The sequence below is a fragment of the Myxococcales bacterium genome, from assembly GCA_016720545.1.
Lineage (GTDB): Bacteria > Myxococcota_A > Polyangia > Polyangiales > Polyangiaceae > JAAFHV01.
This window is the reverse complement of the sequence record JADKKK010000001.1, coordinates 946,058-966,424: the sequence shown is the minus strand read 5'-3', so window position 1 is coordinate 966,424 and position 20,367 is coordinate 946,058. Positions and strand designations below refer to the sequence as shown.

Genomic DNA, 20,367 nt, shown 5'->3' with positions numbered 1-20,367 from the left:
TCGCGCGCTTTCACTCGTAGCTCGCGATGGAGCGCACCGGGAAGCGCGCCAAGAACTCGGGCTCCAGGATCTCTTCGAGCACGCGCCCCTTGAGATCCCTCGGGACCGGGTATCCGAGCAGGTGGAGCACGGTCGGGGCGACGTCCAAGAAGTCGACCCTCTCGACGCGAGCGCCGCGGCGAATGGGCGCGCCCGCGGCCATGAAGATCCCCTCCTCGGAGTGCCAGCCGGGCCACACGAGGTTGCCCGGGCTCGCCTCCATGCCGTGGTCGGAGAGGACGAACACCACCGTGCGCGGATCGAGGCGCGCGAGCAGCGCGCCGAGGCGCGCGTCGACCAGTCGATGGTAGGCGCCGATGAGCTTGCCCCACTCCGGGTGCTGGCTCTTCGGGTGTCCGAACTCCTCGGGATAACGCTCTTCCCAGAACGCGTGAGTGAAGACGTCGATGCCATTCACGAGCGCCGCTCCGAAGCCGAACTCACCGCTCGGCCAGCGCGCCTCGAGCACGTCGAAGAAGGTCTCGTCGGAGTCGTGGATGTCCGCCATGAGCCTCATCGGCAGGTGGTTCAGCCGCGTGTAACGCCACGTGGCGAGCTCCGCGATGCTCGCGTCGTCGACGATACCGAGCTTGCGCAGCATGGGGGCGGGGTCGCCGCCCGAGTCCACGCGGAGCGCGGACAGCGAGGCCTCGGCGTCGGGCGGATGCAGGCGCCCCGGCGGCGGCCCCTCGTGCCCGAAGGTGTCGAATTCGCCGGGCATGTAGCGGTTCGAGACCACGAGACCTGGGAGGGGCTCAACCGGCCAGGTGCACGGCATTCCGAGCACGAGGGACGAACGGTTGCCAGCCGCGAGCATGTGCGGGAGGGCGCGGGTGCGCACCGCCGTGCTGGGGGGCGGGTTGCCTACGGCGAGGCCGAGCTGCTGCTCCCCGAGGGTCGCGAAGGCGAATGGGAGGAGCGCCCTGTCGCGCAGCATGTTCTCGAAGGGGAACGACGGAACCCCGGGCAGCGCCACGTGCACGTAGTCGTGGATCCCGTGCTCCTGCTCGGGGCGCCCGGTGAGGATCGTAGTCCAGTTGACGGGCGAGAGGCGCGGCGGGGGCGCGTGCACCGTGCTCGTGGCCCCACGTGCCTCGAGCGAGGCGATCGCAGGGAGCTCGCCCGCCACAGCCATCGGGGTGACGACCTTCCACGTGGCCGCGTCGAGCCCGATGAGGAGCACGCGGAGGCCGGTATCTCGGATCGCGAGCTCGGGCGGCGCCGGGACGGTCGGGCGCGGAGGCGGGAGCGGGGGCGCCGTGATCCGGGCTGCCCCAAAGGCGACGAGCCCAAGGACGCCGACGCCGAGCGCGATCGCCCGGGCGCGAGGGAGCCCGTCGCGCGGAGCTCGGAGAGCCGCGCGACGAGCGAGCCACCAAGCCAGCGCGCCCGCCCCGAGCGCCCCGAGCGATCGGGCGGCGAGGAGCGCGCCAGGCGACTCGTGGCGGTAGGCGAGCGAGACCACAAGATCGCCGACGACGAAGAGGACGGTCCAGAAGAGAGCGAGACTTCCGAGGGACGCGACGAGCGACGCGGACGGCGACAAGCCGCTCGTCGCGAAGGTCGTCGACGTTCGGCCGAGGCGTCGCGCGAGCGTGTGGAGCGCGAGGCGGCCGAGGAGCGCGAGGAGCGCGGGCACCAGGAAGGCGAACCCCGTGCACGCCATGACGACGAGCGGGGCCCAGGCCGGCTCCAGGAGCTCGAGGCGTATGGCGGCGAGGAGGCCGTACGCTGCTCCTCCAAGGAACCACGCGAGCGGGTGGTAGAGAGCGCGCCTCACGAGACCTGCGCTCCAATCCGCGCGCACTGTCCATCGCGCAGGGCGCTGCACGGTGGGCAATCACGTGTGCACGATCGTGCACAATCACGAGCGCCGCGCGCGCGGGCTTTGGGGGACGTTCGCGATGCGCGTGGCGGCGTTGGTGGTTTCTCCACGGGATCGGCCCCTTGCACGGGCCGCGCCAGAGTGTGACTCGGCGCCCCGGCGCCCCGACTGGTGCGCCACCGCCTGCGCCTCGGGCACGCGGGCCATGGAGGAGCGCCCCGACCAGAGCTCCGGCGCAGCGCCCGAGACGCCGCGAGCGCGCCGCGACCTCCGGCTCGCGACGCCTCATGAGCCACTTCGCGAGTCCCTACTTGAGCCCCCGCCGCACCTGCGCGCCGCTGCGGTACCAGGCGTGGGTGAGCCGCGGCCAACTAGTACCGACGACTGCTCACTCAGGATCACCTCCCACACCCGCCCGGGAGCCCCTTGATCCACCCGCGCACGAGGTCGATCGCCCCCGCGTGGCCGAGGCTCCGCCCGATCTCCGGCATGGCCACCGCGGGCTCGTTCGACTCGAGCCGATGCACGAGGATCGACTCCTCCGGACGCCCCGGGACCACGTCGAACGCGAGACCGCCCGTGGCGCGGCCGGCGGCCACGGGCGACTTGCACACGCCGAGCTTCGACGGATCGCGCTCGCCGAAGCGCAAGATGAGCCCCGTGGTGTTGGCCGAGCCGTCCTCTCGGTGGCAGTGGGCGCAGTTTACGTCGAGCCACGCGCGCGCGCGGGTCTCCACCGTGCCGGCCGCAGGATCGTCCCACGCGGGCATCGCGGCCACCTCGGGCACGCGCTCGAGCACGCCGCGCTCCACCCACCGAGCGAGGCGCTCGTCGCGCCGCAGGTTCGCGGGCGTCGGGCCGAGCGTCACGAGGCCCGCGCCCCGCTGGTGGCACTTCTTGCACTGGTTCGCGTTCGGAACGAGGTACTTCGGCGCGACCGTCTCGCCGCGCGCGTCGATGAACGAGACCTCGTGGACGCCGCCGGCCACGTCGAGCGTCGCGCGGGTCTGCGCGTCATTCCAGGTGTACGCGTTCATCTTCCAGCCCGTGGCGGTCTTGGCCATCACGCGGGTCTCGATCCACCGCATGCGCGGCGTCGCCTTGCGGAGGTCGTCGGCGAACCCGAACGACTTCGTGATGATCGACCCTACGGGGAAGTCGTACGCCTCCCCGTCGGTCGACGTGGCCTTGCCACCCTCGGGCACCCACACAGTGCGCTCCTTGATCGCGTGGTCGGAGAACAGCGGCGTGTTCAGCGAATAGGCCAAGACCCCGGGTTTGGGCACGATACGGCCGTCGACGAGGTCGATCACGCAGTAGCTCGCGAGGTCCTCGGGAGGCGTGGACAGGTCGGCGACGCCGCCCGGCACACATCCCCCGGTCGCCACGTCCGTCGTGGCCGCGTCCGACGCGCCCGGAGGTGCCGACACGACTCCCCCATCGGAGCAGCCCGGCAGTCCGAGCGCCCCGAGGCCGCCGAGCGCGCACGCGAGCGCGAGGACCCCGGCCTTCACTTCAGCCCCGGCCAGGTCACGGGCGCGAGGACCGGCGCGGTGCAGGCGTGCTTCTCGGCGTCGAACGTGGGCGTGAAGTCGAGGCCCTTCATCGTGTCGAGGTGGACGTTCGCGAACGTGGCCTCGGCGCTCGCCTTCACGCAGATCTCCATCGGGTTCGCCGAGGCGGGGCGCTTGTCGTCCACGACGCCGTCGTACATGACCCGCGACATGATCTTTCCCGGGAAGTCCGACTGGTTGAACAGGAGGAGCTGCCCGAGCTCGTTCGACGAATCGGGCGCGTCACCGCCGCCCACGTACTTGTTGTCGTGGAGGTACACGCGCGAGGGATAGGGGTCGTACTTCGGGTCGTTGATGGGCAGCTGCGTGACGAAATAGCTGACGACCGCGGAGTGGAACGTGACGTTGTCGGTGAACGTGTTCTCGAACACCTCGACGTCGTGATTGGCCATCACGAAGAAGCCGACGCCGGCAGGGACGATGCCCACAGTGTTGCCCTTCGGGGCGAAGTTCTTGGTGTTGTTGGCGCGGAGCTCGTTCTTGAAGACCCGCACCGAGTGGCCGCCGACCTGCGGGAGGCCGGGCAGATCGAACACCAGGATTCCGGCGGTGTTGCCGGTGGCGACGTTCTCGTACACGTCGGCGAAGAAGGTGTTCTCGATCTCGATGCCGGCCACGTTTCTCTCGGCGCGGTTGCGGCGCACGACCACGTGGGACGACTGCCCCACGTAGATGCCCGAGTCGCTCGCGTCGGTGGCGACGCAGTCCTCGATGAGCACGCGCTTGCTCTGGATGGGATAGAGGCCATACGCGCCGTGCTTGCTGGGGTCGGGGCCCGTCCAGGACGTGCCGAGTCCGCGGAACACGAGGTCCTCCCCGCCCAGCACCTTGATGGCGTTGCCGCGCGCGTCGCGCACCGAGAAGCCCTCGAGCACGAGGCGGCTCGTGTGATCCCCGTAGAGGCCGTCGCTCCCGGCGGCCTGCGTCGCGAAGTCGAGGATCGTCTTCTCCCGCCCGGCGCCGCGCACGGTCACGCAGCTCGCAGAGAGCGAGAGGGTGTTGTCGAGCTTGAACGTGCCCTCGCCGAGCTCGATCACGTCGCCGGGGCGCGCGCTCACGAAGGCGGTCTGCACCTCGCGGGTCGTGGCCGTCTTCGGGTCGAGGCGCACGGTGCGCGGCGTCGCGCCCAGACACGGATCCGCCCCGCCGTCCGCCGTGGCGTCGGCGCCCGCGTCGCTCGCGGGCGCGGGCTGGGGCGTGGGTGGCGCGGAGTCGGTGGTCTTGGCCGCCGAGCAGGCCGCGAGGAGGAGCGTCGTGACGAGGAGGGGGAGCTGCTTCATGCGCACTCCCATCGCAACTCGCGTGCCACGCAGACTTGCGCGATCGCGGGCGCCTTTGCGCCGAGAGTGTGCAAGCGACTGCACGACTGCCCGGCCGGCTGCACAGCTGCGCGCGGGTCGACTGCACCGGACGGCGCGGTCGAGTCCGCCGAGCGCCGCGATCGCCAAGGTAGGAGGCCCCTCAAGCGCTGGCACGCAGCATGCGAGAGAGCGGCCCATGCGTCTCCTGTCGACCGCCGCGTGCCTCTTCGGTTGCCTGCTCGCCTGCTCGGACGCGCGCGCGGCGGACGGCGACGCGAGCCCGCCGCCCTCGTCGCCGGCGTCAGGGCAAGCCGCGGTCGAAGCCGCCCCGCCCCTCGCGCCCGCTGGGCCTGCATGGGACCCCTGGAAGGGATCGCCCTCCACGCCCCCCGTGGAGGAGGCGCCTCGCACGACCTGGGTCGCGAACCAGCCCATGCTGTTCCTGGGCGCGGGCTTGACCGGGATCGGCTACCTGCCAAATGTTGCGGCCGGATTGCCGAGCACGGGGGGGTTCATCGTGCGCGTCGTCGGCCTCTTCTTCACGCTAGGGATTCCCTGCATCGTCGGGTCGCTGAAAGGCGACAGGTCGGGCTATCTCTGCAACGGACAGCACGGCGCGATGCAGCTCCTCATCCCGTTCGCGGGGCCTATCACCTTCGCCAACTCCCACCCTCGCGACAGCGTGCTCAACCCCAGCGGATCTCGGCTCTCGAGCACCACGAAGGGACTCCTCTACACGAGCTCGGCGCTCCAGATCGCGGGGGTCTCGTCGATGCTCCTCTCGCTGGCCTTTGGTCGCAGCGTGCCCGTTCGGAGGCAAGCGGACGTGGCGGGCCCTTCGGTCTACCTGGCCCCGCTGGAGGCGCCGGACGTCGCGGGGGCGACCGTAGGCCTCTCGCTCGGCGTGCAGCGCTGGTAGCCGCCCGGACCTCTACGGCCGCGCGGCCTCGGCTTGTTCACGCTCTTCACTGTGGGCTCGCCCCCCGGGTTGGCTTCCTATCAGCGCTCGACTGAACCTCCCGCCTGCTGAGAGAGTGCGGCGCTCCGAAGGTGTGGGCTGCTCATCGCGCGCTGCGCGTGGAGGTCGACGGCGCCGTGGTCCGTGGGACGCCTGGGCCGCGTGGGTCTCGCGACGTCCCGCTCGACGATGGCGAGCCTCGCCCGCTCGGGTGGTTGGCTGCGGACAGCTCGGTGACGGGCAGCGCTCGGTTCTTCCCTACGACCCGAGGCGCCCGCCGGCGGGACGAGCCGCTCCGGCATTCCCGTGTAGAGATCTCGCGCGTTCACGGTGTGGGTGACGGTGCCGTGCTAGAAGGGCGACTTGTCCGCCCCCTCGGCTACGCGGAGCTCTCGGATGGCTCCCGATGTCCAGTGTCGGAGCCTCGACAGCCGACCGCCGGCCAGAGGCGCGCCGGTGTTGGAGGAGCGCGCGCCGGCTCGTGCCACCACTTGTGGAGAAACCTCTCTCCGTTCAAGCTCGTGGGCAGACGACTGCGCATTTGTGCGCGAGGCTGCACATCGGCGCATCGCGCCGCGACGAGGTGCCACCCGGCGCGGCGCCGCGCGCGCGAGTGGCGCGGGTGGACCTCGGGTTCAGCGCGCGAACGTGTGCTCGGTGTCCTTGGGCGGCCGCCAGGCGACGGTGGCACGTGGCGTGCACTGTCGCCAGGTGTGCGAACGGTGCGAACGAGCAAGTACGGCAAGCGACGCCGACGGGGGGCACGACACCTGAGGAGGATCCTGGCGCCGGGCACCCTCAGAGGTGACCGGACGCAGGCTCATTACCGAGATGGCCGGCTCTCGGTGCTTGGCGTGAACATCACCGACCTCACGCTGGTCGAGGCGATCGACCTCCTGCACGAGCGGATTCGCGTGCGCTCCAACTCGCGGCGGGCGTGGCGCGTCTACTTCGCGAACGCAAACACTCTGAACTGCGCGTGCGACGATCCGGACTTCCGTGACGTCTTGAACAGCGCCGATCACGTCTTCGGTGACGGCACCGGCGTGCGGTGGGCCGCCCGCGCGAGGGGAGTTCACCTCCGCGGCAACGTCAACGGCACGGACCTCGTCCCCGCGTTGTTCGCGGCGTTCGCCGGGCGGGGCTATCGGTTCTTCCTGCTCGGTTCGACACCGGAGCTCATCGGCCGCGCCTCGCTCCGCGCGGAGGCGCTCTTCCCGGGCTGGACGCTCGCGGGAGCCCACCACGGCTACCTGTCCGAGCAAGAGACGGCGGACCTCGTGCGCCACATCAACGAGGCTCGCCCCGACGTGCTGCTCGTGGGCATGGGGCACCCCGTTCAAGAGCGATGGATCAAGGAGCACGCGCACGAGCTGGACGTGCCGGTGTGCATGGCGGTGGGGGGCCTCTTCGAGTACTGGGGGGGACACCTCGCGCGCGCGCCGCTCTGGATGCGTAAGCTCGGGATGGAGTGGGTCCACATCATGCTCCAGCAGCCCCACAAGATGCGGCGTTACCTGATGGGGAACCCGAGGTTTCTCGCGCGGGTCGCGATGGACACGCTCCACCAGTGGCGAGCCAAGCTCGAGAGGTGGCTGCCGTGACGACCGCGATCTCGAGGAGCCGCTGGGTCGCGAAGAAGGTCGCCCGCCGTGGGCTCGCGCTGGGCGCCTCGTGGGCTCGCCGACTCTCGCCGCCGCGCGGGCCGTCTGCGGCCCGCGTCGTCACATACCACCGCTTCGGCGATCTCCAGCGTGACCCGTTCGCGGTGAGCGCCCGCGACTTCGAGCGGCACGTGGCGCATCTTGCCGGGGCGGGGCTCGCGGTCTCGCTCTCGGAGATCGAGCGGTTCGTGGCGGGGCAGACAGACCTCCGCGACGGCTCGGTCCTCGTGACCATCGACGATGGCTTCGAGAGCCTCCTGCGCGTGGCCGCGCCGATCCTCGCTCGTCACGGAGTGCCGGCCGTCGCCTTCGTCGCCGCCGGCCGGATCGGCACCGGACACCCCGCGGACGTCCCCGAGCGCTTCCTCACGTTCGACGAGCTCTCCAGGGTCGAGGCCCACGGCGTCGAGATCGCGTCGCACGGGCTCACCCATCGATCGCTCGGCGCGCTCGGACTCGCCGCCGCGCGCGAAGAGGCGCTCCGCTCGCGCGAGCTCCTCGAGTCGACACTCGGGCATGCGGTGACCGCGCTCGCGTATCCCTACGGGATGCGCGGGGACCATACGCCCGAGACGCGCGCCATCCTTTGCGAAGCTGGCTATCGCGTGGCCTTCACGGCGGAGCACGGTCCCGTTCGCGCGGGCGACGACGCGCTCACCCTCACGCGCGTGAAGGTCGAGGGAGGAGACCCCGACTGGCTCTTTCCAGCGCTCTGCCGAGGCGCCATGGACGGCTGGCGCCACGTCGAGGGCGCCATCGCGACAACGGGCCGAGTCCTCGCGCGAGGGGCCCCGTGAGCGGGCTCGTCACGGTGCTCGGTGCCGCGGCCCTGGCGCTCGTGGCGCCCGGCGCGGTGTATCTCGCCGCGCTCACCGCGGCAGCCGCCTCCCCCACGCGACGTGAGGGCGACCAAGCTCGTCGCGGGCAGCCTGGGGACGGCGGCGGCGGCGCGCCGGTGCGAGTCGTGATCGTGGTACCTGCGCACGACGAGTCGAAGGGAATTCTCCGCACCCTCCGGCGCCTGCAGGCCGAGGTCGTCGACGACGCGCAGGCCCGCATCGTGGTGGTCGCCGACAACTGCTCCGACGACACCGCCGCCGTGGCACTCTCGGCCGGCGTCGACGTCCTCGAGCGGACCGATCCGGCGCATCGAGGCAAGGGCCCCGCGCTCGCATTTGGCTTCGCCGCGTGTCGGGACGCCGACTGGCTCGTCGTCGTCGACGCAGACACCGACGTGGAGCCCGGATTTCTCGCCACGATGCGACGCGCCATGGTGGCCGGCGCTGACGCGCTCCAGTGCCGCTACGTGGTGCGCGACGCCGCAGGGAGCCACCGCGCGGCCCTGGCCGACGTCGCCGCGGGCGCATGGAACGTCGTTCGACCGCGCGGCCGCGCGGCGCTCGGCCTCTCCGTCGGGATCCTCGGAAACGGTTTCGCGCTCTCGCGGCGCACCCTGCAGGCCGTACCCTACACCGCGAGCTCGATCGTCGAGGACGTCGAGTACCATCAGCTCCTCGTACGCGCCGGGCTGCGGGTGCGCTGGGTGGACGACGCCACGGTGCGCGGTGACGTGCCAAGCGGGCGAGCCTCCGCCGGTCAGCAGCGCGCGCGCTGGGAGGGAGGACGGTTGCGCCTCCTCGTCGACCGCGCACCGTCGCTGCTGCGGCGGGCTCTCACGCAGCATTGGCGGCTGCTCGACCCCCTCCTCGATCTCTGTCTCCTGCCCCTGGCCTGGCACGTCGCGCTGCTGCTGGTCGCCGCGCTCTGCGGCTCGTGGGTCGTGCGTGGGCTGTCGCTCGCAGGGCTAGGCGTGGTGGCGCTTCACGTGCTCCTGGCGCTGGTCGTCATGCCCGCGCGGCGCCCCCACCTGGTGGCGCTCCTCGGGGTTCCGTTCTACGTGGTGTGGAAGCTGTGCCTCACGGGCGCGACGTGGCGCGCTGCCGCCCGCGACGCGGCCTGGGTGCGCACACCGCGCGACCGCTGAAGGCGGCGCCTCACGCGGCTCGCGCGCCTCACGCGGCTCGCGCGCCGCAACGCGCGCGGAGCGCCCCGCGATACGCGAGGTAGGCCCTTAGGACGTCGCGGAGAGTGCCTGTCTCTCGTCGCACGCCGACGAAGTACTGGACGCCGTAGACGACGGTTGTGGCGGCCACGGCGACGCGGTCGAGCCCCACGGCTTCGGCCCCCTGCGCTCCGCGATAGACCAGCCGCGCGAGGACAGGCGCGCCGTCGGGGAACGCGAGCGCGGCCGCGAAGAAGGGGCGAGCGAGGGGGTTCGCGGCCGTCAGGTGGCGCCATGGGCTCGCGCGCAGCGCGGCGGGGTGCCTTCGCATCAGCCTCACCCAATCCCGACCGTCCTTGACGTTTCGCGCGAGCCATCGCTCGAGCGACGTGTGGTCCGACCCATGGACGGCCGCGGCCGCGCGCGAGAAGACGAAGCGCGCGCCAGCCTGCTCGAGCCGCACGCCAAGCTCCGCGTCCTCCAGCCAGAACGCGGGGTCGAAGCCCCCAACCCGCAAGAAGAGCTCCCGCGGAAGCGAGAGGTTGCCGGTGTAGACGTCGTGCCCCTCGAAGGTCCCGGTCACGGAGATCTCTCTGGCCTTGCGCGAGAGGATGTGCGCGTAGAACCGCTCGAAGAGCGGCATTTCATGGATGCCCGGATCGGGCGTCAGCTCCCCCATCACGACGCGCCCGGGCCCCTCCTCGTGCACGGCGAGGTGCCGCGCGACGAAGTCTTCGCGCACGCGCATGTCGTCGTCGAGAAAGACAATCACGGGGCCCACGGCCCGGAGCACCCCATTCTGTCGCGCCACGGCGACGCCGGCGTTCTCCTGGCGCAGCACCGACACCTGAAGCGCGTCGGCGAAGGGAGCGACGACCGCGGTGGCGTCCTCGTCGGACCCGTCGTCGACCACGACGACCTCGAGCTCTTCGCGGCGGAGCGTCTGCCTCGCGAGGCTCTCCAGCAGACGAGCCAGCGGCGCCTTGCGGTTGTAGGTGGGGATAACGACCGAAGCGCGCACGCGCGACGGCTGGCCCATGTGCGACGCGCTCGCGTCCTTCGGGCTCGCGTGGACCGCGGGGGAACGCTCGGACTTCATGTTCTTCACTCCACCGACTCCACCCAAAGCAGCAACGCGCGTGCCACCCAAAACACTGGGGGCCCCATCAAGGCTCGTGGGCGTCCACGGTAACGCGTCGAGAGTCTCTCGGAAACAGTGCAGTACAGTACACCCAGTACAGTGGGTGGGCCTCCGCCGAGCGCACTGTACCTGACCCTCTCCCCGCCTTCTGCGCTTCCCCTTGCGGTGGGAGGGGAAGCGAGGCACCGTGGCGCGTGCCCAGGAGCGCGCTCTCCGGCCCGCCCCTCGCCCGCCCCTCGCCCTCCTCTCTACTCTGCCGGGTCACCTCGTCCAATGAAGCTCGAGATCGTCGGTCACGCTCTCCCCAACATTCCCTGGCAAGCCCGCGCCGCGGGCGACTCGGACCTGCTCTGGCGCTACGACGCAAACCCGATCATCGGCCGGAGGCCCCTTCCGCACGTGACGGGCATCTACAACAGCGCGGTCGTGCCGTGGCAGGGCGAGTTCGTGGGTGTCTTCCGCACGGAGGGCATGGACCGTATCCCCCGCCTGCACGTGGGCCGGAGCCCGGACGGGCTCAAGTTCACCTTCGAGCCCAAGCCGATCGAGTTTCGGTGCGACGATCCCGAGATCGGCAAGCAGGAGTATGCCTACGATCCCAGGGTCACCGAGATCGACGGCGTGCACTACATCACCTGGTGCAACGGCTATCACGGCCCCACGATCGGCGTGGCCCGCACGACCGACTTCGTGAATTTCGAGCAGCTCGAGAACGCCTTCCTGCCGTACAACCGCAACGGCGTGCTGTTCCCCCGAAAGGTGAATGGCAAGTTTCTCATGCTCAGTCGCCCCTCCGACACCGGCCACACCCCCTTCGGCGACATCTTCACGAGCGAGAGCCCCGACCTCGTGCACTGGGGCAGGCACCGTCACGTCATCAGCCGCGGCTGGCCCTGGTTTCAGGGCACAAAAATCGGCGCAGGCCCCTCGCCCATCGAGACCAGCGAGGGCTGGCTGCTCATCTATCACGCGGTCACCACCACGTGTAACGGGTTCGTCTATTCGATAAGCGGGATGTTGCTCGACCTCGAGCAGCCCTGGAAGGTCGTCGCCTCGGCCAAGCAGGCGCTGCTCTGCCCGGAGGCCCCCTACGAGGTCGCCGGCTTCGTTCCGGGTGTGTGCTTCCCGGTGGGCTGTCTGTGCGACAGCGAGACGGGGCGGCTCGCGATTTACTACGGAGCGGCCGATACGGTGTCGGCGGTGTGCTTCGGTCACGTCGAAGAGATCGTGCGCTTCATCCAGGACCACCCCCTCGGGAAATAGTCCGACTTGCCCCGGCCGCCATGACCCAGCCTTCGGCACCTCCCCAGGACGCTCCCCAGGCCCCTGAGGACGCCAAGCTGCCCTTCCGCGAGATGCTCGCGTTCGGGTGCGGCGACTTCGCCTCGGTCCTCTACTGGCAGACGTTCATGCGCTATCTGCCCTATTACTACACCGACGTCTTCGGCATCACGGCCGGGTCGCTCGCCACCATGCTGCTCGTGAGCCGCGTCTTCGACGGGGTCAACGACCCCATGCTCGGGATGGTGGCCGACCGCACCGAGTCGCGTTGGGGTAAGTTCCGCCCGTTCATCCTTTTCGGGTGCGTGCCGCTCGCGATCTTCGGGGTGCTCACGTTCACGACGCCCGACTTCGGTCCGACTGGCAAGCTCGTGTGGGCCTATCTCACCTACAACGCCCTGATGGTGCTCTACACCACCGTGAACATCCCCTACACGGCGCTCATGGGCGTGATGACCCGCGATCCGGTCGAGCGCACGCGGCTCGCGTCGCTCAAGTTCGTCTTCGCCTTCTCCGCGGGCATGGTGATCTCGGCGGCGCTCCTGCCGATGGTGTCGGCGCTGGGCGGTGACAAGGACCCGCAGCGCGGCTGGCAGCTCGCCTTCGTCGTCGTGGGTCTCGTCGCCATCGGTTTCTTCCTCGTCACGGCCTTCGGCACCAAGGAGCGCATCCAGACGCCGCCCGAGGAGAAGGCGTCGGTGCTGCGTGATCTGAAGTGCCTCGTGACCAATCGGCCGTGGGTGCTGTTGCTCTGCACGACGCTCACGTGGATCCTCTTCGTGGCGCTCCGCGGCTCGGTGTCCACGCACTACTTCAAGTACTTCGTCTTCAATGGCTCGCCCGAGACACCGCTGCCGTTCCTCGGTCACGCGTTCACGCTCGAGGGGCTCGTGTCGACGTTCAACACGCTCGGCCAGGCCGCCTCCGTGGGTGGGGTCGTCGTGGTGAGCCTGATCGCCCCCAAGGTCCCCAAGAGGCGCCTCTTCGTGGGGCTGTTCGCGCTGCAGATCGTCTCCACGGCCTCCTACTTCTTCCTTCGCCCAGGTCAGCTCGGGGCGATCTTCGCGCTGGAGATCCTCGGCAACTTCTTGGGCGCGCCGATCCCCGTGCTCATGTGGGCGATGTACGCCGACACCGCCGACTTCGGCGAGTGGAAGAGCGGTCGCCGCACGACCGCGCTCGTCTTTTCGGCCTCGACGATGAGCCAGAAGGTCGGCTGGGCGCTGGGCGCCTTCGTCGCCTTCCAGCTCCTGCAGGTGGTCGGCTTCGTCGCCAACGAGCACCCGAGCGAGGCGGTCAAGGGCAGCCTCGTCCGGCTGATGAGCCTCTATCCCGCGGCGCTCGGCGCCCTCTCGATCGTCATCTTCCTGTTCTATCCACTGAACGAGGCGAGGGTCGCCGAGATCCACGCGGAGCTGAAGAGGCGTCGACCCGATCCGGCCGACTGACTCAGCGCGAGAGCGCCGCGCGGAGTGCCCGCTCGAGCGCCCCGGCGAGGGCCTGCTGGGTCTCCACGTTCGGGTGGGAGTCGCACCCTACCGACTCGCCTTGCGGCTCGCCTTCGACGAACACGACCCGGTCGTCGCCGGCCTCACGGCGGGCCCCCACGATCCGCGCGAGCGTGGCGCGCGCGTCCTCCCGCAGCGCGCCCTTCAGCATCGGGGCGAGGACGACAAGAATCGGCGCGCCGGCCGCCACCGCGCGGACGCGGGCGAGCAGCCGCGCGTAGGCCTGCTCGAACGCCCCGTGGTCGATGGGGTCGGGCTTGCCGTCGTGGTCGCCGTCGGCGAAAAAATCGTTGGCGCCAAGGTGGAGGACCACCGCGTGAGGCTTCGGCGCGGCCTCGAACGACCACGGCGTACCCATGCCCTTCTTCACCCCCTTCTTCACCGGCACGGCGAGCTCGAACAGGTCGGGCATCGTAGGCAGGCCGTCGACGTCGTAGTTTCGGTACACCCCCTTGCCCGACCAGCACGCCGTGGTGACGTCGGCGTCGAGAGCCCGGCCAAGGAGCGCGCCGTAGGCCAGGCTGGCGTTCTCGGTCGCGTAGGTGAACGGGCAGCTCGCGTCGCGGCCGAGGACCCCGTAGCCGCAGGTGATCGAGTCTCCCAGGATCTCGATGCGCAGCGGCCTCGCGCGGGGCGGGACGAGCGCGCCCTGCTGGACCTCGAACCCGAGGAACTGGTGGATACCCGCGAAGGCCTCGGCGTCGCGCGTGACCGAGACCGTGTGCACGCGAGCGGGCGCGAGCCCCGTCGCAAGCTCGTAGCGTTCCCGAGCCGCGCCGACCGCGATCGTGAACGGGGGCTGCTCGTCGACTCGCACGGTGTACGAGGTCGTCGACTCGCGCAGCGTCACTCGCTTGCCGTCGATCGTGACGTCGTGCGGCTCGAGGGGCGCCGCGCGCAGGCGCATCGCGATCCCCGTCCCCTTGAACGCCGCCTCGATCGTCGACGTGGACCACGCGAAGCGGGGGCCGGCGGGGTCCTGGAAATCGAAGCGCCCGACGAACCTCGGCGCCGCGCCCGGGGCGGGGACCGCGCGCGGCGCGACGAGGGGCTCGTGTCGCGCGCAGGCCGCGGTCACCGCCACCAAAGAGACGAGGCCGACGCCCCCGCCGAGGCCGACGAGGCGCCCACGAGTCAACGGGCCCGACATTCCCGAACCTTAGCGTCTTTGTGCGCCGCGCGGCGCTGGTCGCTGACGTCGCCTCGTGGAGGCGCTCGGCCGCGCGAGCTGAGCGCCCACGTCCCGGCTGAGGCCCGCGGCCAACTCGTGTACCGTTCGATCCGTGGCTACCAAGAAATCCGCAGGGGCCGTGGCGACCTCGGTCGCTACGAATGGCAAGAAGGGCGCTGGTCGAGCGAAGGCGAGCGCGGCCGGTGACGCCGGGGAGCGCGCTCCGGCCGCAGCTCCGGGCGCCAGCCACGACGGCTTCGTCGACGCCGGCAGAGGCTACGCCCTCGGGCTGCGGGACGGGACGCTGATCTGCCGGAACGCGAAGGGGCAGGTCCTCGGCAGCGTCCCGAAAGACCTCCGCGACGGCGAGGTCGGCGAGCAGCTCCTCGCCGTGGTCGACTTCCTGAAGGCCCATGAGCGCGAGGTCTCGCAGACGGTCGAGGGTTGGATGCTCCGCTCGATGCCCACACCGACCGCCGTGCTCCTCGCGGCGTGGCCGGACGAGTCGTACCGACGCTCGCTCGAAAACCTCGTCGTCGTCGTCGAACCAAAGGCGACCGGGGAGGCCTCCGTCACGGGCTTCCTCAAGGGGGTCGACGCGAAGAAGGGAGTCGGCGTCGTCGATCTGGACGGCGAGACGATCTGGACGAAGGCCGAGGCGTTCGTCGTGCCCCACCCGATCCTGCTCGCCGACCTGGAAGAGCTCCGCGGTCTCGCCGCCGAGCTAAGCTTCTCGCAGGGCCAGAAGCAGCTCTTCCGTGAGGTCTTCACCAAGCCGAACGAGCTCGGCCCCGAACAAGAGGAGATCGCGTCGTTCCGCGGCGGGAAGTTCGAGCAGCTCTCGCACGCGCGCGGGGCCGCGAAGTCGCTCGGCTATCGGACGGCTGGCGGCTGGGCGGCGTGCCGTGTCTTCGAGGGTGGGAAGACCACCGAGGCGCGCTTCTGGCTCGGCGGAGACGACTCGATGGACGAGGTCGTGACCGAGGGGCTCATGTGGGTCGACGCCTCCGGAGACACGATCCTGGTGAAAGACGTGCCTCCGATCGCCTTCTCCGAGGGCATGCGAATGGCGAGCGCGATCTACGGGAAGCGCGCTGTGGAAAAGAAAGACGAGGACGACGATGCCTGAGCCGAAGCCGGAGTCCGCCGACACGTTGCTGGTGCGCGCAGGCGGGATCGCCCGACGCTCCGCGAAGACCGATCCTGCGACTACGGGAGAGCTGGTCGCCAGGTCCTTTCGACACCCCGCGATGGCCGAGCGCGTGGTCGTCCGACTGGTGGAGGAGTCGCTCGACTCGGCCCTGACGGCCGAGATGTCGGTGCTCGGCTTCACCGACGCTGGCGAGAAGATCCCCGTCGGGCGCACACGCAAGCGCGCGCTGGGGTTCCCTGCGTGGGCGCTCGTTCATCACCCCACCAAGGCGCGCTTCGCCCTGGAGGTGATGAAGGAGTTTCGTAAGGCGGGCACACGCGCAAAGACCAAGCCCGGACACGCCAGGGACGCCTTCGCGGAGATCGCCACCAAGCTCGAACGGAGCGTCCCGGCGTTCCTGCCTTCGTATTGGGAGGAGGTCGGGCGCGTCTTCGTCGCGGAGGACGCGACGACGTTCGCGTCGCAGTGCTTCGAGAAGGCGCGCACGGCGGAGCGCGAATACAAGCTCCCGGTCGACGAGGATCGCCGCGCCGCCGCGTATCTCGAGTTCACCGCCGTCGGTGCGGTCCCCGCCAAGTCGCTCGCGGGGTATGCCGACGATCTCGTGAAGGCGTTCGGCGCGGTGGAGGGAGAGAGGCGATTTCTCGAGCTCGCCGTGCAGCGTATCCGGGCGGGGATCCCCCCTTGGACCGGCATGGCCAAGGAGCTCGCGAAGCTCGCGAAGGCCGCGAAGCGAGGGCCCGAAGCCGAGGCGTCCTTCCTGAAGGAGATCTTGTCCTCGCCGGCGCTGAAGAAGGCGCCCCCGGACTTCTGGGCAGCGTACCGTCCGAAGCTGCTCGAGCTCGCCCGCGCTTCGCGCGACGTGCTCCATAGGGTGCTCTGGCTCTTCCCCGAGCCCCGAGGCTTCGCCAAGTTCCTGCCGTCTTGGCTCGAGCTCCTCGCGGACCTGGGCGCGACCGAGGCCGTGGCCAGGCTCGAGGGCGCAGGCGAAGCGGCGCGGTGGCTCTCGGCGCTGACGCGCTTCGTGACCTTCTCGGACGAGTGGGGTGATCGCGAAGAGCGCCTGCCGGAGCTGTACTTCGAGCTCTTCGCGCAGCTCGCGCCCGCCCTGGGAGCTCTCGGGGAACCCCTCGACCTGGCCTCGTACCAGCGCTGGGGCGACGACGGCACGTACTCCCCCGACGTGCTCGAGGCCGCTTTGGAGCTCGGCCTCCCGCTCGCGCCGCCCAAGGGCGAGTCGCCCGACGTCGCGCTCGGGGACATGTTCTGGAAGGACCCTGTCCTCCTCGCCGCGCACCCCGAGTACGGGAAGCTCCTCGCGTCCGCGGTCGCGCAGCAGTTCGGGCGCCCGGATTTCGAGACGCGCGCCAAAGGCAAAGTAGGGCTCGTCGAGGCGCGGAGGGCTCACCTCGCGAGCCTCGTCGCCCAGCTCACCCAAGGGGCGCTCCCGCAGCTGAAGAGCAGCCTCGAGACGCTCACCGAGAGCACGAGCGGAGCGACCTTCCTCGAGTTCCCCGAGGCCGCCGTCGCGCTCGATCGCGTGCAGGTCGGAGCCGCCCTCGGGCGCACCCTGCGCGGCGGGGTGTTCGACGAGCTCACGTGGCCCGAGTTCGAGGCCGCGCTCGCGCGCCTCTCTGGCCCGAAAGACGAGATCGAGCTCCACGGGACCCGGCAGCACCCGATCCTGCGGTCGGGCCGCAAGGTGGTCGTCTTCGAGGGGAAGAGGCACCTCAAAGACCTCGATCTGCCTACGATCGCGAAGGAGGCGAGCGCGATCGCCTACCTCGACGGAGATCTCCTCGTCGGCTTCTACGACTCGGCCGCGAGCGAGGCGCGGGCCGTGTGGGCGCGCCACGCCAAGACCCCGTTTGCGTCGCAGCTGCGCCTCCGCGGGATCGCCGAGGCGGTCGGCGTGGAGGGCGGCGGCGTGACGCTCGGCGGAGCTTGCCTCCACGCGGGCGACACCCCGGCCAAGATCGAGGCCCAGGCCTTCGCCTCCGACGGCAAGGGCTACTGGCAAGGACGCATCGAGTGGCACGACCGGCTCAATCTCACCGAATACGACCCAAAGACCGGCAAGACCGGGCGAGCGTCCTGGCCCGACTTCGTCCGTGAGGCCTCGGAGAAGGACGACGGGCTCACTCTGCTCGAGGTGCGCCTCATGCCGCTCCCGGGCTGCGCGTCCTCCTTGCTCGGCGAGAAGGGCGGGCTCGTCGGTCACTACGTCCGCCGCTCGAAGAGCGGTGCGTTCGAGATCGTGCGGATCGATGGGAAGACCCGGCGAGGCAGCTTCAAGCCTGACGCACTGGTCGACTGGCCAGGCACGGACGACCTGCGCGCGCTCTCGGTCTCGCGCGCGTGGTCCGACACCGAGAGCGACGATTTCTCGATCTACGGCCCCACGACCGGCGAGGCCGGGGAGGCGGCAGACGAGGCCCCGACGGGCGCGTTCGGGAACGACGAGTGGCCCACGGCGGGCTTCAAGCTCCTCCCAAGAGAGTACTGGCTCCACTACCTCGGCCCGCGCGACGAAGAGTCCAGTCGAGCGCTGCGCGCCGTCACCGACGAAGCGGCCGCCGCGCTGCTCCTCGGGGCGATGGAGGACGACGCGGACGACGAGGCGCTCACCCACGCGCTCGCCGCGGTGAAGGCCCACCTCCCCGGCGTGAAGAACGAGGTCATCCAGCGCGGCGTGGCGAAGATCGCGAAGATCGCCGCCGAGCGAGCGCACGAGCTCGCGGCGCTGCAGGACCGAGGGAAGGCCGAGAGCGGGGGCGTCCCCGACGACGACCTCGTGGAGGCGCTACCGCTCCTGCCTACCGACGGCTGGGAGGACGGCTTCTGCACCACCGACATGGCGGTCGTCGCCGACGCCTTCCTCGACCAGAAGCGCGGAAAGCTCACCTGCTCCCGCGTGTCGTGGCACCTGCAGGTCGAACATCTGGTGAAGCTCGCCGGCTTCGCGTCGACGCGCAGCGCGACAGGCGAGAGCGAGCGAAAGACGCTCCGCGATCTCCTGGTCGCGCTCCGGGACTGCCGACTCCTCGGACAAACGGTCACGCGGGCCGAGCTCGCCGTGAAGACGGGCTCGTCGTTCCTCACACGCCCAAAGGGGAAAGACACCTGGCTCGCGAGCGCAGGCGAGGCGCTCCTCTACGCGCGCATGCCGGACGAAGACGAAGACGAGCCGACCCAGAAGGTCTTCGTGCTGGCCGCCGGTGACAAGTTCCCTCTGCCCGCCGACGCGACCCTCACGTCCAAAGAGACCGTGACGATCCCGGACGACAGAGCCTTCATCGACGATCTTCTCGCGAAGCTCGACGCGGACGGCGCCGCACCGCACGACCCGACGGCGCTCGCGCTCGTGACGGGCGAGACGAGCCTCACGGCCGCCGAGGTCGCGCTCGTCCTCGCCGGCCTGCCGAAGTTCGGCCAATACCAGCACGACTTCCTCGGCAAGGAGCTCCGAGCCACCCTCGATCTCAAGGTCACCGACGCCGCGCGCGCCAAGGAGAAGCTCCGCGCGCTCCCCGACGACCAGCTCCTCGCGCTCGTCGCGGGGGCCGCGAACGTGCGCGAGGCGACCGGGTACTGGGCGCCCGCCTCGGACGAGACGAGCGTCCCGCGCGCGCTCGTTCGGACCGCCAAGGCGCTCTTCGGCAAGAGCGTGACGCTCCGTGAAGAGCTCGTGGCCCGCGTCGACAAGGAGTGCCGCACGGAGCTCGGCGCGCGAAAGGCGCTGACGCTCCTCCTGACCGCGACCGACCCGGAAAATCCCCTACTCGTCCCGCGACCAAGCCCTGTCCCCTGGGACGCCATTGGCCACTCCGGTTCGTTCTTCTGCGCGGACGTCGTCGCCACGGCCGCCATGCTGATCCCCTATCTCGCGACGACGCTCCCCGTCGGTGATCCCTACGTGCAGGCGGTCCCTGCGCTCTACCAAGCCGTCACCAGGGTCCTCGAGCTTCCCGACTTCCTGCTCCCCCTCGGAGATCGGTACGAGGAGGAAGCGAAGAAACGTGCCTCGCTGCTCGACCAGGTCGGCGGCAAGAAGATCAACGTCTCGGGACGAAACACCGAGCGCGAGGGCCGCGACAACGGCTTCGTCGTCGCGGTGGACGACGCCGCGGAGGACGGCGTCGCGTTCGCCGTGCGCACCGCGAGCGTTCGCGCGCGCCGGGCGGACCTCCTCCCCTACCTGAGCCCGGCAGACGACGACGATCTCTACGGGGTCGAGGGGGCGAAGGGCGCCTACTACCTCCTCTCGAAAGAGTGCGAGGAGCTCGTCGCGCGCATCGCCAAGTCCCCGGTGCCCGAGGGCTCGTACGAGGCCAATCCCTTGCTCTCGGCGAAGGCGACGGTCGAGAAGCTCCGCGACGCCGCCGGCCTCGACGACGACGCCGCCGCGCTCTACCTCCAGATGTTGGCCCTGCCAGACCCGAAGAAGAAGAGCCTCCTCGCCTTCAACGGCTGGAAGACTGCCCACTACGACAAGGCCGCCGCCGCGCTCGTGAAGAAGAAGCTCCTCGTCGAGGGCAAGCGCGAGCGCGCCGGACGCGACGTCTTCTTGCCCGGGGGCTGGGAGCGCGCGACCGCGATCGAGACGTACAAGCTGCCGCTCTACGATCGGGTCTCCTTCGATCGGCCGACGATGACGTCTGCGCCCCACGCGCTCTACGCGCGCGCCTTCGAGCGCTGGGCCTCGGGGGACAAGCCCGGCTTCGAGGACGTCACGAAGAGGAAGAAGTAG

At 70.3% G+C, this 20,367-nt stretch carries 13 protein-coding genes; 8 read left to right on the top strand and 5 right to left on the bottom strand.

Going from position 1 to position 20,367, the window contains the following annotated elements; all coding sequences use genetic code 11:
* Nucleotides 1–10: 10 nt before the first annotated feature.
* The 3 genes from IPQ09_03985 to IPQ09_03975 form a co-directional block, all read right to left on the bottom strand.
* Nucleotides 11–1,819 carry an alkaline phosphatase family protein gene (locus tag IPQ09_03985; GenBank protein ID MBL0193381.1) on the bottom strand — a complete coding sequence of 603 codons (1,809 nt, stop codon included), beginning with the start codon at nucleotides 1,817–1,819 and terminating at the stop codon, nucleotides 11–13.
* A 443-nt stretch (nucleotides 1,820–2,262) separates the two neighbouring features.
* The gene (locus IPQ09_03980; protein MBL0193380.1) at nucleotides 2,263–3,378 is read right to left on the bottom strand and encodes a hypothetical protein; all 1,116 of its coding nucleotides are present in this window, start codon (nucleotides 3,376–3,378) and stop codon (nucleotides 2,263–2,265) included.
* Nucleotides 3,375–4,718: a right-handed parallel beta-helix repeat-containing protein gene (locus tag IPQ09_03975; protein MBL0193379.1), complete on the bottom strand. Its 1,344-nt coding sequence runs from the start codon at nucleotides 4,716–4,718 to the stop codon at nucleotides 3,375–3,377. Before IPQ09_03975 ends, IPQ09_03980 begins: the two co-directional genes overlap by 4 nt.
* A gap of 217 nt (nucleotides 4,719–4,935) precedes the next feature.
* Here IPQ09_03975 and IPQ09_03970 point away from each other — a divergent pair, with 217 nt between their 5' ends.
* The 4 genes from IPQ09_03970 to IPQ09_03955 all read left to right on the top strand — a co-directional run bounded on the left by IPQ09_03970 (nucleotide 4,936) and on the right by IPQ09_03955 (nucleotide 9,345).
* Complete coding sequence (locus IPQ09_03970) at nucleotides 4,936–5,658, top strand: hypothetical protein (protein MBL0193378.1); 723 nt, start codon at nucleotides 4,936–4,938, stop codon at nucleotides 5,656–5,658.
* Nucleotides 5,659–6,551: 893 nt separating this feature from the next.
* Nucleotides 6,552–7,301: a WecB/TagA/CpsF family glycosyltransferase gene (locus IPQ09_03965; GenBank protein ID MBL0193377.1), complete on the top strand. Its 750-nt coding sequence runs from the start codon at nucleotides 6,552–6,554 to the stop codon at nucleotides 7,299–7,301.
* Nucleotides 7,298–8,158, top strand: a complete 861-nt coding sequence (locus tag IPQ09_03960) for a polysaccharide deacetylase family protein (GenBank protein ID MBL0193376.1) — start codon at nucleotides 7,298–7,300, stop codon at nucleotides 8,156–8,158. Before IPQ09_03965 ends, IPQ09_03960 begins: the two co-directional genes overlap by 4 nt.
* Nucleotides 8,155–9,345 (top strand): glycosyltransferase, encoded by a 1,191-nt coding sequence (locus IPQ09_03955; protein MBL0193375.1) that lies wholly within the window; start codon nucleotides 8,155–8,157, stop codon nucleotides 9,343–9,345. Before IPQ09_03960 ends, IPQ09_03955 begins: the two co-directional genes overlap by 4 nt.
* Nucleotides 9,346–9,373: 28 nt before the next feature.
* On the opposite strand, the gene IPQ09_03950 is transcribed toward IPQ09_03955, so the two are convergent.
* The gene (locus IPQ09_03950) at nucleotides 9,374–10,462 is read right to left on the bottom strand and encodes a glycosyltransferase (GenBank protein ID MBL0193374.1); all 1,089 of its coding nucleotides are present in this window, start codon (nucleotides 10,460–10,462) and stop codon (nucleotides 9,374–9,376) included.
* Between the two features lie 315 nt (nucleotides 10,463–10,777).
* Between IPQ09_03950 and IPQ09_03945 the strand changes: the two genes are divergently transcribed.
* On the top strand, nucleotides 10,778–11,767 hold the full coding sequence (locus tag IPQ09_03945; protein MBL0193373.1) for a glycoside hydrolase family 130 protein: 990 nt from the start codon (nucleotides 10,778–10,780) through the stop codon (nucleotides 11,765–11,767).
* Nucleotides 11,768–11,787: 20 nt separating this feature from the next.
* Nucleotides 11,788–13,233, top strand: coding sequence for an MFS transporter (locus IPQ09_03940; protein ID MBL0193372.1), 1,446 nt, complete (start codon nucleotides 11,788–11,790; stop codon nucleotides 13,231–13,233).
* 1 nt (nucleotide 13,234) lies between these two features.
* On the opposite strand, the gene IPQ09_03935 is transcribed toward IPQ09_03940, so the two are convergent.
* On the bottom strand, nucleotides 13,235–14,443 hold the full coding sequence (locus IPQ09_03935) for a hypothetical protein (GenBank protein MBL0193371.1): 1,209 nt from the start codon (nucleotides 14,441–14,443) through the stop codon (nucleotides 13,235–13,237).
* A 133-nt stretch (nucleotides 14,444–14,576) separates the two neighbouring features.
* Between IPQ09_03935 and IPQ09_03930 the strand changes: the two genes are divergently transcribed.
* Nucleotides 14,577–15,593 carry a DUF4132 domain-containing protein gene (locus IPQ09_03930; protein MBL0193370.1) on the top strand — a complete coding sequence of 339 codons (1,017 nt, stop codon included), beginning with the start codon at nucleotides 14,577–14,579 and terminating at the stop codon, nucleotides 15,591–15,593.
* The gene (locus tag IPQ09_03925) at nucleotides 15,586–20,367 is read left to right on the top strand and encodes a hypothetical protein (GenBank protein MBL0193369.1); all 4,782 of its coding nucleotides are present in this window, start codon (nucleotides 15,586–15,588) and stop codon (nucleotides 20,365–20,367) included. Before IPQ09_03930 ends, IPQ09_03925 begins: the two co-directional genes overlap by 8 nt.